The sequence below is a fragment of the Rhodococcus xishaensis genome (genome assembly GCF_004011825.1).
Taxonomy (GTDB): Bacteria; Actinomycetota; Actinomycetes; order Mycobacteriales; family Mycobacteriaceae; genus Prescottella; species Prescottella xishaensis.
On the sequence record NZ_RKLO01000004.1, the window covers coordinates 147,545 to 161,800 of the forward strand.

Annotated in this window: 15 protein-coding genes; 6 read left to right on the forward strand and 9 right to left on the reverse strand. The window is 67.0% G+C overall.

Annotation, left to right across the window (positions count from 1 at the left end; all coding sequences use genetic code 11):
- The first annotated feature begins 146 nt into the window (after positions 1–146).
- The 4 genes from EGT50_RS10790 (at position 147) to EGT50_RS10805 (ending at position 3,120) form a co-directional block, all read left to right on the forward strand.
- Entirely contained in the window at positions 147–545 is a 399-nt protein-coding gene (locus tag EGT50_RS10790; protein ID WP_127954268.1) for a VOC family protein, read from the forward strand.
- Between the two features lie 103 nt (positions 546–648).
- Entirely contained in the window at positions 649–1,383 is a 735-nt protein-coding gene (locus EGT50_RS10795; protein ID WP_127954272.1) for a polyprenol monophosphomannose synthase, read from the forward strand.
- A 3-nt stretch (positions 1,384–1,386) separates the two neighbouring features.
- Positions 1,387–2,547 (forward strand): threonine synthase, encoded by a 1,161-nt coding sequence (locus EGT50_RS10800; RefSeq protein WP_127954275.1) that lies wholly within the window; start codon positions 1,387–1,389, stop codon positions 2,545–2,547.
- 165 nt (positions 2,548–2,712) lie between these two features.
- Positions 2,713–3,120, forward strand: coding sequence for a hypothetical protein (locus tag EGT50_RS10805; RefSeq protein ID WP_127954277.1), 408 nt, complete (start codon positions 2,713–2,715; stop codon positions 3,118–3,120).
- 47 nt (positions 3,121–3,167) lie between these two features.
- Here EGT50_RS10805 and EGT50_RS10810 read toward each other — a convergent pair whose 3' ends face one another.
- A complete protein-coding gene (locus EGT50_RS10810) occupies positions 3,168–4,790 on the reverse strand; it encodes a long-chain fatty acid--CoA ligase (protein WP_127954280.1) in 1,623 nt (540 codons plus the stop codon).
- Between the two features lie 117 nt (positions 4,791–4,907).
- The gene (locus EGT50_RS10815) at positions 4,908–6,083 is read right to left on the reverse strand and encodes an amidohydrolase family protein (protein WP_235870701.1); all 1,176 of its coding nucleotides are present in this window, start codon (positions 6,081–6,083) and stop codon (positions 4,908–4,910) included.
- A 45-nt stretch (positions 6,084–6,128) separates the two neighbouring features.
- On the opposite strand from EGT50_RS10815, the gene EGT50_RS10820 reads away from it, so the two are divergent.
- The gene (locus EGT50_RS10820; protein ID WP_127954286.1) at positions 6,129–7,502 is read left to right on the forward strand and encodes a type I glutamate--ammonia ligase; all 1,374 of its coding nucleotides are present in this window, start codon (positions 6,129–6,131) and stop codon (positions 7,500–7,502) included.
- Positions 7,503–7,535: 33 nt separating this feature from the next.
- Here the strand turns inward: EGT50_RS10820 and EGT50_RS10825 are convergent, their stop codons facing one another.
- Complete coding sequence (locus EGT50_RS10825; protein WP_127954289.1) at positions 7,536–8,132, reverse strand: CHAP domain-containing protein; 597 nt, start codon at positions 8,130–8,132, stop codon at positions 7,536–7,538.
- Between the two features lie 132 nt (positions 8,133–8,264).
- Complete coding sequence (locus EGT50_RS10830; RefSeq protein WP_127954292.1) at positions 8,265–8,621, reverse strand: Rv2640c family ArsR-like transcriptional regulator; 357 nt, start codon at positions 8,619–8,621, stop codon at positions 8,265–8,267.
- A gap of 93 nt (positions 8,622–8,714) precedes the next feature.
- On the opposite strand from EGT50_RS10830, the gene EGT50_RS10835 reads away from it, so the two are divergent.
- On the forward strand, positions 8,715–9,194 hold the full coding sequence (locus EGT50_RS10835; protein ID WP_127954295.1) for an ArsI/CadI family heavy metal resistance metalloenzyme: 480 nt from the start codon (positions 8,715–8,717) through the stop codon (positions 9,192–9,194).
- Between the two features lie 17 nt (positions 9,195–9,211).
- On the opposite strand, the gene EGT50_RS10840 is transcribed toward EGT50_RS10835, so the two are convergent.
- The 5 genes from EGT50_RS10840 to EGT50_RS10860 all read right to left on the reverse strand — a co-directional run bounded on the left by EGT50_RS10840 (position 9,212) and on the right by EGT50_RS10860 (position 14,160).
- The gene (locus tag EGT50_RS10840) at positions 9,212–9,628 is read right to left on the reverse strand and encodes an arsenate reductase ArsC (RefSeq protein ID WP_127954298.1); all 417 of its coding nucleotides are present in this window, start codon (positions 9,626–9,628) and stop codon (positions 9,212–9,214) included.
- Between the two features lie 45 nt (positions 9,629–9,673).
- Positions 9,674–10,759 (reverse strand): ACR3 family arsenite efflux transporter, encoded by a 1,086-nt coding sequence (gene arsB, locus EGT50_RS10845; RefSeq protein WP_127954301.1) that lies wholly within the window; start codon positions 10,757–10,759, stop codon positions 9,674–9,676.
- Positions 10,756–11,142 carry an ArsR/SmtB family transcription factor gene (locus EGT50_RS10850; protein ID WP_127954303.1) on the reverse strand — a complete coding sequence of 129 codons (387 nt, stop codon included), beginning with the start codon at positions 11,140–11,142 and terminating at the stop codon, positions 10,756–10,758. The genes arsB and EGT50_RS10850 overlap by 4 nt, the downstream gene beginning before the upstream one ends.
- A gap of 82 nt (positions 11,143–11,224) precedes the next feature.
- Positions 11,225–12,514, reverse strand: coding sequence for an alkaline phosphatase family protein (locus tag EGT50_RS10855; protein WP_127954306.1), 1,290 nt, complete (start codon positions 12,512–12,514; stop codon positions 11,225–11,227).
- Entirely contained in the window at positions 12,511–14,160 is a 1,650-nt protein-coding gene (locus EGT50_RS10860; protein WP_235870723.1) for an alkaline phosphatase D family protein, read from the reverse strand. Before EGT50_RS10860 ends, EGT50_RS10855 begins: the two co-directional genes overlap by 4 nt.
- Between the last annotated feature and the right edge of the window lie 96 nt (positions 14,161–14,256).

Sequence of the window (14,256 nt, forward strand, 5' to 3'; positions counted from 1 at the left end):
GGCGATCGGGGTCCGACAGGATTCCCGCGCCTCGGCGGTCTCGTCGAACCGCCTCGGCAGGCGGTGATCAGCGGTAACGTGAGATCGCGAAGAGCAGTATTCGTGTCATCGATCGGCACGTACCGCGACGAGCCCAGGAGCGTCCCATGGCCTCTCTGCTCAACCCGTACATCCTGTTCGCCGGCAACACCCGCGAGGCGATGGAGTTCTACCAGAGTGTGTTCGGCGGCAACCTGAACATGATCACTTACGGTGACTTCGGTTCGCCCGTGGACGGCGACAAGATCATGCACGCGATGCTCGAGACGGACAGCGGCTACACGATCATGGCTGCGGACACCCCGCCCGGCGCGGAACACAACGTCGGCTCCGACATGGCGGTGAGCCTCAGCGGCGACGACGCCGCAGAACTCCGTCGCTACTGGGACAAACTGTCGGAGTCCGGCGTCACCCAGATGCCCCTCGAGAAGCAGGTGTGGGGCGACACCTACGGGGCCTGCGCCGACCGCTTCGGCGTCTCGTGGATGGTGAACATCACCGGGTAGGCAGGTAAAGCACGAGAAAACCCCAGGTAAGTTGCCTTCGCTTGCATTCATGACCACACTCGCTCTTGCGCAGACGTAAGCGTGTGATCACCAGGAAGGCACCATGGACAGCAGTTCGCCGAAGACGACCGTCGTTGTACCTACGTACAACGAGCGCGACAATCTACCGAAACTCGTCGAGCAGCTGGCCGCGTTGGAGGTACCGAATCTGCACCTGTTGGTGGTTGACGACAACTCGCCCGACGGCACCGGCGAGGTCGCCGAGAAGCTCGCGATCGACTCCGCACTTCCGATCGGTGTGCTCCACCGCACCGCCAAGGACGGACTCGGACGCGCCTATGTCGCCGGTATGACTCGTGCGCTCCAAGGCGGCGCCGACATCGTCATCCAGATGGACGCCGATCTCTCGCACCCGTGCGAGGTCATCCCCACGATGCTCCGAATCCTCACCACGACCGACGCCGCCGTCGTCCTCGGCTCCCGGTATGTCCCCGGAGGTGCGGTTGCGAGCGACTGGCCGTGGCACCGCAAGGCTCTGTCGGCCTGGGCCAACTTCTACGTCAACGCGATCCTGCGACTCGGGGTAAAGGACGCGACCGCCGGGTTCAAGGCGTGGCATGCCCGCACGCTCGAGGCCATCGAAGTCGCCTCGATCGACAGCAACGGCTACTCGTTCCAGGTGGAGATGAACTACCGCACCACCAGCCGCGGGATGCGGATCGCGGAGGTCCCGATCCGGTTCGAGGAGCGCACCGAGGGTGTGTCGAAGATGAGCCTGGCGGTCCAACTCGAGTCGGCGCTGGTGCCGTGGAAGCTACGGTTCGGCAAGAAGCGCTGATCCGTGCCGCCCAGCACCCTCGTTGGCCGCGACGGCAGCCACTATCCGATCGACACTCCCCGATGGCGGGCAGCGGACGGGTCACCACTGCTGGTGTCGCCGCTCCCCGGGATCGCACGCGGTGACGTCGACACCTCGGTGCGCTCGCAGTGGCGATACTCCCGCGCGCTGCCGTTCGCGATGCGGCCGGTGAGTCTCGGCGAGGGCTGCACACCGATGCTCGATCTGACGGTCGAGGGCATCACTCTGCACGTCAAGCCCGAATGGTTCAATCCCACAGGGAGTTTCAAGGACCGGGGCTCATCCGTGATGGTGTCGGTCCTGGCTCATCAGGGCATCGAGGAGATCCTGGAGGACAGTAGCGGCAACGGAGGCGCTTCGGTGGCAGCGTACGCCGCCGCAGCAGGAATCGACGCCACCATCCTCGCTCCCGAGTCGACCTCGGATGCGAAGTTGCTCCAGAGCCGGTTCTACGGCGCCCGAGTGGATCTCGTTCCCGGCGACCGCCAGGCGACCGCCGTCGAGGCGGTCCGACGTTCCAGTGAGTTCTTCTACGCGAGCCACAACTGGCACCCCTTCTTCCTTCAGGGAACGAAGCTGCTCGCGTACGAGATCTGGGAGGATCTCGGCTTCGGCGTCCCGGACGCCGTCCTGTTGCCGGCCGGTGCCGGAAGTCTGGCCCTGGGGTGTTCGATCGGCTTCGGCGAACTCGTGCGCTCCGGTGCGATCGAGAAGCCGCCCCGCATCCTCGTCGTACAGCCCCAGAACTGCAGCCCGCTCGTGGAGGCCTTCACGGCGGGCCGCACCGAGGTCTCGCGGGAACCGGGTCGGTGGTCACCCACCATTGCTGAGGGAACGTCGATCCCGGTGCCCGTCCGTGACCGGGAGGTGCTCGACGCGGTTCGTGCCTCGGGGGGCGACATGGTCGCCGTCCCCGAGACAGCTATCGGGCCCGCCGTCCGATTCCTCGCCGCCCACGGCCTGTACGCGGAACCAACCAGTGCAACCGTCATCGCCGCCCTCCCCGACTTCCTGCGGCATGGCTCGATCTCCGAAAGCAGCATTGTGGTCGCGGTTCTGAGTGGCTCCGGCCTCAAGGCCGACCGGAGCATGGCACGGATCCTCGCGGAGCCCCACGGGGATGGCGACCACCGATCGGTCTGACGTACTCTGCGGGCAGAGTCCAACTCACCCGATTCGGGTGAAAACCGTCGCTCCGGCGCGAGTCCTCCTGAACGCGGCCGATCGCGTCGATAGCCTTGCGGTCTTCAACGAGTCACCGCCGTTAACGCGTCACCGCCGTTGGCGGCGCTAACGAAAGGGATTCGTATGAGCCTCAAATCCAGGTCCCTAGCCGTCGCCGCACTGGCCGGTGCCCTGTGTCTCGCGCTCGCTCCGACCGCCGCCGCCGCGACGACGTACCAGATCACCGCTTACCCGCCGATCGGCACGGTGTACTCGAACAACATCACCACCCTCGCGGTCAGTGTCATGCCCACCCCCACCGGCGAAGATGCCACCACCCCCGTCGTGCTCGAGGTCACCGAACCCGACGGCGAGCAGACGACGAGGACGGTTCCGTTGACGCTGGGCTTCGCCACGGTCGCCACCCCCATCAACGAACCGGGCCGATACACCGCTGTCTTCCGTTTCGCGCCGCCGCAGGGTGAGCCGGCGACGACCACCCTCCAGTTCGACGTCACCCCGTCCCCGATCCATTTCGGCAGCGCGTCATAGCCGCGCGGGCGGCGAAGTTCGAAGGCGTAGCGCGCCGACCCAGCGCGTCACAGCCGGGTGACGTCGAGATTCCCGTCGTGGAAGTCGGCGCGCAACCGCTTCTTGTCGAACTTTCCGACGCTGGTCTTGGGCACCTCCTGGATCACCGCCCAGTTCTCCGGCAACTGCCACTTGGCGACCTTGTCGGCCAGGAAGTCCCGCAACTGGTCTAGTGTGGTCTCGCTGCCCTCGCGCAGCACCACGGCCACGAGCGGCCGCTCGTCCCACTTCTCGTCCGGGATACCGATCACCGCGGCTTCGGCGACAGCCGGATGCCCCATCACCGCGTTCTCGAGGTCGACCGATGAGATCCACTCGCCACCGGACTTGATGATGTCCTTGGTCCGGTCGGTCAGGGTCAGGTAGCCGTTGGCGGTGATCGAGCCGACGTCACCAGTCCGCAGCCAACCATCGCGGAACTTGTCCGGCGCGTCAGCCCCGTAGTAGGACGCGGTGATCCAGGGCCCCCGCACCTCGAGTTCGCCGACGCTGGTGCCGTCGTGCGGCACCCGGTTGCCGTCGTCGTCGATCAGCCGCGCCTCGACGGAGGCCGGGAACCGTCCCTGCGTGTAGCGGTACTTCCACCGCTCCTCTCCCGTGGCGGCAGCCGGCGGGTGCGCGACCGACCCGAGCGGCGACGTCTCGGTCATACCCCACGCGTGCAGGACGGACACCTGGTGGTCGTTCTCGAACGCATGCATCAGCGACGGCGGCACCGCCGACCCGCCGACGAGCGCTGCCCGGATCGACGAGATGTCCTGCGGATGCTCCTCGAGGTGAAGGTGCAGTGCCTGCCAGATCGTGGGGACGGCGGCTGCGTACGTCGGACGCTCGGCCGCGATCAACTCGGCCAGCGGCGCCGGTTGCAGGAACCGGTCCGGCATGACCAGCGACGCACCGGCCATGAACGCCCCGTACGGCAGCCCCCACGACATCGCGTGGAACTGCGGCACCACCGCGAGCACCCGGTCGCCCGCCGCCAGGCCCAACCCGTCGGACATGCACACCTGCATCGAGTGCAGGTAGATCGAACGGTGCGAGTAGGCGACCCCCTTGGGGTCGCCGGTGGTTCCCGACGTGTAACACATCGCTGCAGCCGACCGTTCGTCGAGCTCCGGCCAGTCGAACTCGGTCGGCTCGCCCGCGATGAGGGCCTCGTAGGTGTGCACCTGGACGCCCTCGGGCGCCTCGAGCCCGGCCGTCGAATCGCCGGTGACGATGACGTGCTCGACCGTCTTCATCTGCGACAACAGCGGACCCAGCAGCGGGACCAAGGTGGCATCGACGATGACCACCCGATCCTCCGCGTGGTTGGCGACGTAGGTCAGCTGCTCCGGGAAGAGACGGATGTTGAGTGTGTGCAGCACCGCGCCCATCGACGGAACCGCCAGATACGCCTCGAGGTGCTCGGCGTTGTTCCACATGAAGGTGGCCACCCGATCGTCGCCGTCGACGCCGAGCCCACGCAGCGCGTGCGCCAGCGCGGCACACCGGCGGCCGACCTCCGCGTACGTGCGTCGACGTGGACCCGACTCCGTCCAGGTGACCACCTCTGCGTCCGCATGGACGGTACTGCCATATCGCAACAGTTGCGCAATGGAAAGAGGTAAATCATTCATCGTACTCAACATTGACTACTCCTGGCTCGATGCGTGTCGGTGTGGCGGCGTGTCGACGTGAAAAATACGCCATGGAAGTGAAGTACGTCACCTACCCACCCTTTGGGCGTTTCAGACCGATCGGTCCTCTCACTGTTCGAGGCGATAGGCGCGGTTGGCGTTCCCGGACCCGATCATGCGGGCTATCCGCATGGCATCGCCTTCGGACCAATCTCCGAAAGCCACCTCCGCTTCCGCCACCGTCACGAGGGCCTCCCGGAACCGCACGGCGCTCACATGGAACAGTTCGGGCAGCCCGTAGGCGTCCGTGGAGAACAGCACCGAACCGAACGGTGCCAGTTCCAGTAGCTCGGCCAGGATGCGGGCCGCTCCCCCACGGCCGACGTTCTGTACAGCCAGTCCGACATCGACGAACACGTGGTCGAACACCTGCGCAAGGTAGCCGGCGTGCCGGTGGAACGGGTAGTTGTGCAGCAGCATGATCGGCACACCCAGATCGGCGGTAGCGCGCAGCAGCGGCGTGAGGAGCGACGGATCCGTCCGGGCGAGGTTGATGTCGGTATCCCCGTATCCCACGTGGAATTGGATCGGCAACCCGAGATCGATGGCGGTCCAGATCAGAAACCGGATCAGGGTCTCGTCGGCGAGACGTATCGGCCTTCCGGCGGCAACGCCCGACAGCCATCGCGCTGCAGCGGTGAAAACCGCTGCGTCGGAGGGTCGTTCCGGTGCCAGATCGAGCCCCACTCGGTAGGCGGCAATGGACTTGAAGGCGATCGCGGTGCGGGCCGCTTCACCGAGCCGAGCGCGGCACTCTTGCGCGAACGTGCCGGCACTGCACACGGCGATCGTCTCCTCGGCCACCCGTTCGAGGCGAACCACCTCGCGCGCGGTCGTGCCGGCGTACGCGGCCAACGCGTCCGGCGTGGTCAGCTGCTCGGGCTGAAACCCTGTGTCGACCAGGAATTCGGATATTCCGGCTGCGTGCAGCAAGCGTCGGGAGACCTCGTCGACGCCGAGTTCTGCACGCCGTTCAAGGTATTCGTCGGGTTCGGCGTGCGGATCCAGGTCGAGAACCGGTCCGCACAACCGGCGCACCGCAACTCCGACCTGCGTGTCGAAGAGGCTGCCGTGCCAGCGCCCGGGTGCAGCGGCCTCGCTCAACAGGGACTCGAAGGCCGTGCGCTCGAGTGGTGCGCGCGCTATCCCGTGGCAGTGATGGTCGACAAGCGGCAGAGCCTCGACCATCTCCGCAATCGAACCTGCACCGGGAGCCCGCGGCGTATCGTCTGAGAATGGTGCCACCCCTGCCATTCTGCCGCTGACCGACCGCGATGTGAGGGAGTTGCGATGGATCAGCGCGAACGCGACCATCGAGCACTCGAAGCAGCGCGCCTGTCCAGCGGCCTCGCTGAACAGGGCGTGACCCTGGTCGCGTTGCCGTGGGTCGACAACAGCGGCGTAGTGCGTTCCAAGGCCGTCCCGATCGGCCGTTTCGAGCGGGCCGCCACGTGGGGCGTGGGGGCGTCGCCGGTGTTCGACGCCTTCACCCCGGACGACACGATCGTCGCCGGACGGTACGCGGGCAGCCCGGTCGGCGATCTGCGCCTCGTCCCGGACCTCGACCGGTTGACGGTGCTCGCGGCGCAGCCAGGCTGGGCTTGGGTGCCCGTCGATCGCTACACCCAGGATGGGGACCTGCACCCTCAGGACGCGCGCGCCCTCGTCCGCCGCGCCGTTGCGCAGCTCGCTGACGAGGGCCTGACCGCGAAGGCGGCGTTCGAGATCGAGTGGGTGGTCGGGACCGACGGCGACGATTTCGTGCCCGCCACCCGCGGGCCCGCCTACGGGTTCACGCGGATGGTCGAGAAGTCCGACTATCTGGTCGATTTGGTCTCCGCGCTGCAGCAGCAGGGCGTTGGTGTCGAGCAGGTACACCCCGAGTACGCGCCGGGTCAGTTCGAGGTGTCGGTGGCCACCGAGGATCCGCTCGGGGCCGCCGACACTTCGTTGTTGGTACGGGAGACGATCCGGGCGGTGACGATCCGGCACGGGATGCGGGTGTCGTTCTCCCCCAGCGTGGATGGGAGCGGGGTCGGCAGCGGCGGGCACGTCCACCTGTCACTGTGGTGGGACGGCCGGAACCTGCACAGCGGCGGTGACGGCCCGTGCGGGCTGACCGCGACGGCCGAGGCGTTCGCAGCCGGTATCGTCGAGCACCTGCCCGGTCTGCTCGCGGTCGGAGCACCCTCGATGGCGAGCTATCTACGGCTGCTTCCGAACCTGTGGTCGGCGTCTTTCCAAGCGTGTGGTCACGAAAACCGTGAGACCGCAGTGCGTTTGGTGACCGGCAGCGGGGGAGAGGAGGATCGCGCCGCCAATCTCGAGGTCAAGGTGCTGGATCTGTCGGCCAACCCGTACCTGTGCATGGCGGGGCTACTGTTCGCAGGCATGGCCGGTATCCGCGAGGGCCTGGCTCTGCCGGAGCTGGTCGACGTCGACCCCGCCTCGTTGGCCGAAGACGAACGTCGCCGCCGCGGAATCTTGCGTCTGCCAAGGACGCTCGCCAAGGCCACCGACGCATTCGAATCCGACGCCGTGCTCACCGACGCGTTCGGGACGGAACTGTCGGCAACCATCGTCGACGTGCATCGCGCCGAGATCGCCCGGTTCGCCGGCGCGACGGACACGGAGATCGCCGCGGCGTTGCGTTGGGCGTTCTGACGACGCCCACCGCAACGTCGTCGTCTCGGGCGTTCAGTCCAGGCGCCCGAACCCGACTACCGCGTTGTCCGAGTTCCAGTCGAGGTTGTGCACCCGAATCTTGCCCAGTTCGTTGCCACCGACGGTGGTGGCGGTGTCGCCGTCGACGGCGACGACGAAATTTGTGTGCTGGCCGACCCGGAACTCGTTGTTGTACAGCACCACATCGCCAGTCGTGGGCCGGTAGCCGTTGCCGATCGGCTCGAACCTACCCTCGGATTCGTAGTACTCCTGCAGCGTGTAGACGCCGGGGATGCGCCACGACCCGGAGTTCGGGTTCGATAGCGGCCTACCGGCCTCGCGCATGATCCAGCTGACGAAGTTCGCGCACCACGGCTCCTTGACGCCGTCCGAATAGAAGGTGCCCGGCCGTTGCTCGCTGTGCTCGACCTCGAGCAGATCGACGATCCGGGCCTGCGTCGTCGTCAGCGCGGTCCGATCCAGATCGGGGAACGCCGCCGTATCCCAGGGCAGGTACCTCGACGGCACCCACAGAAGTACGGCGCCCGCAGCGACCACCAGCACCGCGACCACGGCGATCCAGGCGGCGTGTCGGCGACGGCGACGGCGGTCGACAGGTTGTGCGCTCATACATTCGAATGTAGTCGATCACGTTGCGGGTCAGCGCTTCTTACGGGACTCGGCTTCCGCTTCCTTCAACTCTTCATACGCCTCTTCGTCGGCACCGCGGCGACTTCATGAGCCGGGGCGACGGACGATTCATCAGCAGCAGTTCGGGTCGAGAACCACGCGGAGTGCATCGAGGGCATCGGTGCGGGCGCTGTAGTAGACGTTCATCCCGCGGCGGGTCGGTTCGACCATGCCGGCCTTCCTGAGTTGCCCGAGGTGGTGGCTGACGGTGGATTCGGCCAGACCGACGCCGGTAGCGAGGTCGCAGGTGCAGACCGCGCCGTCGTCGGCGGTCAGCAGGATCGATATCAGCTTGATCCGGACCGGGTCGGCCAGCGCCTTGAGCCGAAGGGCGACCTGCAGGGCCGCGTCGTCGGCCATCGGCGCGGCCGAGACGGGAGCGCAGCAGATCGGCTCGGAGACATCGACAATGGGTAGGGCCTTGGGCATGATCCAATCCTACCGGTTATTTGACATATGTGGAAAAGGTGGGAGACTGAGGGCGAAAGCGATTCGACATATGTCACATACGTGGAGGATGTCATGTCACGCGCTCAACTCGCACTCAACGTCGACGACCTGCAAGAAGCCGTCACGTTCTACTCCAAGCTGTTCGGCACCGTGCCCGCGAAGCTCAAGCCGGGGTACGCCAACTTCGCGATCGCGGAGCCGCCACTGAAGCTGGTGTTGCTCGAGAACCCCGGCAAGGGCGGCACGGTCAACCACCTCGGGGTCGAGGTGGAGTCCTCTGAGAAGGTGCATTCGGAGATTGCCCGGCTGACCGGCGAGGGCCTGTTCACCGACGAAGAGATCGGCACGACCTGCTGCTTCGCGACCCAGGACAAGGTGTGGGTCACCGGCCCGGCCGGGGAAAAGTGGGAGGTCTACACCGTGCTTGCCGACTCCGAAACGTTTGGATCCAGCCCCCAGCACCCCGAGGATTCAGCCGACGCCGAAGGTGGCGTGTGTTGCGGCACCGCCGCGGCGGGTGAGAAGGCGACCGCCGACGCGTCCTGTTGCTGAAGCCGTGAGGCGAGTGGTCAGCAAGTGGCGGGCTGCGAGATCAGCTCGGCGATCAGCGCCTCGACCTTGGTCTTGATCTCGTCGCGGATCGGACGGACGGCGTCGATGCCCTGACCGGCCGGATCGTCGAGGACCCAGTCGCGGTAGCTCTTGCCGGGGAAGACCGGGCAGGTGTCGCCGCAGCCCATGGTGATCACCACGTCGGAGGCCTGCACCGCGTCGACGGTGAGGATCTTCGGGTTCTCGGCGGAGATATCGATACCCACCTCGGCCATCGCTTCGACCGCGGCGGGGTTCACCTCGTCGGCCGGCGCGGAGCCGGCGGAGCGCACCTCGATCCGATCCCCGGCCAGCGTCGTGAGGAAGCCAGCGGCCATCTGGGAACGGCCCGCGTTGTGGACGCAGACGAACAGCACACTCGGTGTGGCGGACATGCACGGTCCTTTCAGAGGAGAGCGAAGCGGGGAAGTGAACGTCGGTCAGACGGTGGCGGTGTGGACGGGCGCGAAGCGTTTGCGCAGAGCAAGCGAGACGTAGACCAAGGCGACCAGGACCGGAACCTCGATCAGCGGACCGACGACCCCGGCAAGCGCCTGCCCGGACGAGGCGCCGTAGGTGGCGATCGCGACCGCGATGGCCAACTCGAAATTGTTGCCCGCGGCGGTGAACGCGAGGGTGGTGGTGCGCTCGTACCCCAGCCCCATGGAAGCGCCGAGCAGGTAGCCGCCACCCCACATGATCGCGAAGTACGCCAGCAGCGGGATCGCGATCTGAACAACGTCGAGAGGTCGCGCGGCGATCTGTTCGCCCTGCAGGGCAAAGAGGATCACGATCGTGAACAACAGGCCGTAGAGCGCCCACGGCCCGATGCGTGGCAGGAACCGCTCCTCATACCAGGCGCGTCCGCGGGCCTTCTCGCCGTAACGGCGAGTCAGGTAACCGGCGAGCAGCGGGATACCGAGGAAGATCAGCACCGATCTCCCGATCTGCCAGGGCGAGGCGTCAATCGTGGTCTGCTCGAGGCCGAGCCAGCCGGGCAGGACCGAGAGATAGAACCAACCGAGGGCGGCGAACATGATCACCTGGAACACCGAGTTGATCGCGACGAGGACGGCGGCGGCCTCACGGTCACCACAGGCAAGGTCGTTCCAGATGATCACCATCGCGATGCAGCGGGCCAGGCCGACGATGATCAGCCCGGTCCGGTACTCCGGCAGGTCCGGCAGGAAGATCCAGGCCAGGGCGAACATCAGCGCAGGGCCGAGCACCCAGTTCAACAGGAGCGACCCGACCAAGAGTTTGCGGTCGCCGGTGACGGTGTCGAGGCGGTCGTAGCGGACCTTCGCCAGCACCGGGTACATCATGATCAGCAGACCGAGCGCGATCGGCAGCGAGATCCCGTCGATCTCGACGGCGCTGAGCACGTCCCCGAGGCCGGGGATCAGCCTGCCGAGCAGCAGACCCGCGACCATCGCGACGCCGATCCACACCGGCAGGAACCGATCGAGGGTGGAGAGCCTGCCGACGACGGCCGGATGTTCGGCGGTGGTGGCGATGTCGCTCATACCGTCACCTCCGTGGACGCGGCGGACGGCACCGCCGGCACACCTTCGGGGAGCAGCACCGCCGACAGTTGCCGCAGCGCCGACGGGATCACCCAGTAGTAGACCCAGGTGCCGCGGCGCTCGCAGTCGAGCAGACCCGAATCGCGCAGGACCTTCAGGTGATGGGAGATGGTCGGCTGCGACAGGTCGAACGAGTCGGAGATGTCGCACACGCACGCTTCACCCCCGGCGTGGGAGGCCACCAGCGACAGCAGCCGCAGACGCACAGGATCCCCGAGCGCCTTGAACATCCGGGCCAGATCCCCGGCCCAGTCTTCTGTCAGCGGCTCCCGCACCAGCGGCGAGCAGCACGGTCCACCGTCCTTCTGGCCTTGATTCGACACATATCTATATTTACAGATATCGAATCAGGGTTCAACAGGCCGGAACGTCGGGCTGCGGCCGTGGGCGCCGGGGGCTGGGCCGTCAGGCGACGACCAGGCCCTCGATCCGGCTCGCGCCGTCCCACCCGCCCTGCGGCGCAGAAAGGCCGAACAGGCTGGCGACCGTCGGTGCGACATCCATGGTGCGGGCCTGCACGTCCGCTACCTCCCGGCCTCGGCCGACCATCGGATGACCGCCGGCGACGAAGAACGGGATCGGCATCGTCACGGTGTGACCGTGGTTGCCCGGGATCACGTTCGACAAGGGCGTCGGATCGCTGAACCGCCAACCCGGAGCACACAGCGCCACGACGTCGCCGGCGCGGTCACCGAGATCGAACTCCGCTGGGGAATGGACCGACTCGACACCGGGGACTCCGAGGGCGATGCGCTTGATCCGCTCGATGGCGTCGCCGCGCTCCGCGTCGTCGCCGACGAAGTAGACCAGGTCCGCGCCGCCGTTCTGGGCGATCCGGATCCGTCCGGCGAGAACGGGATCCGTGTTCAACGGGTGATCGAGACCGATCAGACCCAAGGGCGCCGACCAGTCCATCGAGTGGTCCGCGAGCACGATCAGCACGCTGCGCTCCCAGCGTCCCGACGCGCGCAGGAAGTCGACGAACTTCTGCACCGCGGCATCGGTGCTACGCAGGGCCGCGTGGCGCGCGATCCGGAGCGAGGTCCCCGAAATGTCCATGTGGCCGACCCGGTCGACATCGCCGAGGTTGGTGAACGTCATTCGCGGCGAATGCTCACCCACGATCTGGATGAGCGCCTCGGTGGTGAAGTAGTCGGGCGCATGATCGGTAATCGGTATCAGCGGGAACGGATCCCACTCCACCGACGCCTGGCCGCCGAACAGTCCGTGCAGGTAGTCCTTGGACAACACGCTCGCGGTGGTCAGCCCCATCTCGGTGCGGAGCCGGCCCAGCACCGTCGACGCCCGGAGGTCGCTCGCACGACCGAGTTCCCGCTCGTCGCCGACCTCCGGGTCGTAGATCTTGTTGGCGGGAACGCCGCTCCGATAGGGCAGCACTCCGGTCATCATCGCCGCGTGGTTGGGCAGCGTCTCCGCGACCATGATCGCGGACGCGTCCAGGTACCGCGTACCGTCCGCAGCGAGACCCGTGAGTGTCGGGGTGAGCGATGCGTTGAGTTCGTCCGGACGCATGCCGTCGACGACCAGCACGTGGACGTCGAGGTCCGTACGGGCCGTAGTGGTGGTGACCTCAGCACCGGCCGGTCCCGACCTGGCCAATCCGGCGAGTCCGATGCCGCCGGCGAGCGCAGTGCCGCCGATCAGCACGTTCCGGCGGCTCAGCGCGCCGCTCATGCGCCCGCCCCCGGATGGTAGCCCGCGGGATCGAGCGGGGCAGCGACCGGGTGGACCTGCTGGGTGCCGTCAGCGACCCGGTAGCTGATCGCGTGCCGGGACGTGGCATTCGGATCCGCCGGATCGCTGATGTAGAACCAGTCCATCTGCGCCCCTTGCTTGTTCACCTCGAACACGGTGTATCCGTGGGAGTCGAGTTCGACGTACCGCACGTGACGGTTGGTCGTCTTGATCGCTTCCTCGGCAAGGACGGTGGCGGTGCGTGGCGGGACGCCCAGCATCTCGTCGATGTTCGTGGAGTTCACCGACGGCACCACCAACTCGGTGCCGACCGTGCCCGAGCCCGGGTAGTTGGCCGCATCCACCGGCAGGTCGGACGCCCACGAGGTGTGGATGTCACCGGTGAGGAAGACGGTGTTGCGGACCCCGTTCCCGGTGATCGAGTCGAAGAGTCTGCGCCTGTCGGCGCTGTAGCCGTCCCACTGGTCGGTGCTGAAGGGGACACCGTCGTCGGGCAGACCGACCAACTCGGTGACCGCCGCGGTGGTATTGCGGTCGAGCGGCGGGAACACGACGGGCGCGATCATCACCGGGTTGCCGACCAGCTTCCACTGCGTCGGCGAGGTGACGATACCGCCGGTCAGCCACTCCATCTGCTCACGACCGGTGATCGTCCGATCGGGGGAGTCGACCGTGCGCCACCCGGCGCCGGCGGAGGCCGGTTCGTCGCGGTAGGTGCGCAGGTCGAGCATGGAGAGTTCGACGAGATTGCCGAACCGGAAACGGCGGTAGAGTGCGGGCTCGCTGCCGGTGCCGTTGACGCGTACCGGCATCCACTCGAAGTAGGCCTGAGTCGACGCGGCCTTACGTGCGCCCCAGTCGCCCTCCGTGGCCGGGTCGTGGTTGGCGGCGCCGCCGAGGTAAGAGTTGTCGGCGCTCTCGTGGTCGTCCCACGTCACGATGAACGGCACCTTGGCGTGCAACGCCATCAGATCGGGGTCGGTCTTGTACTGCGCGTGCCGGATCCGGTAGTCAGCGAGGGAGACGATCGGGTGCGCCGGGTCGTGCAGTCGGGGGGAGCCATCCCTGCCGCCGTACTCGTGGGGACCGTACTCGTAGATGTAGTCGCCCAGGTGCACGATGGCGTCGAGATCGTCACGCTCGGCAAGGTGCCGGTAGGACGCGAAGTAGCCGGCCTCCCAGTTGGAGCACGAAACGACGCCGAACCTCAGGGCGGTGAGATCAGCGTCCTCTGCGGCGGCGGTGCGCGTGCGTCCGACCGGAGACGTCAGCCCGAGCGCCGTGAACCGGTAGAAGTACCCGGTGCCGGCGCGCAACCCGGTGACATCGACCTTGACGGTGTGGTCGGCGTCGGGGCCGGTGCTCGCGGTGCCGCTGCGCACGACGTTCGTGAACTCCGAATCGGTCGCGACCTGCCAGGACAGCGAAACCACCTGACCGACGCCCGAGCCCGGTAGCGCGTCACCGGACGGGGTGATCCGGGTCCAGATGATTACCCGGTCGGGGAGCGGATCGCCCGAGGCAACACCGTGGAAGAACCCTGGTGCCGAGCCCTCGGCCGGGGCCTGCGCCGAGGCTTGTCCCGTAGTCGTGGCGGCGACCAGTCCGGCTCCCGCTAGCACCATCGACCCACGCAACACGCCGCGTCGGCTCACGCCAGTGATCTCGTTGTTATCTAGCACCGGAGGATCACAGCACAACTCGCAACGTGGTTCAACTCT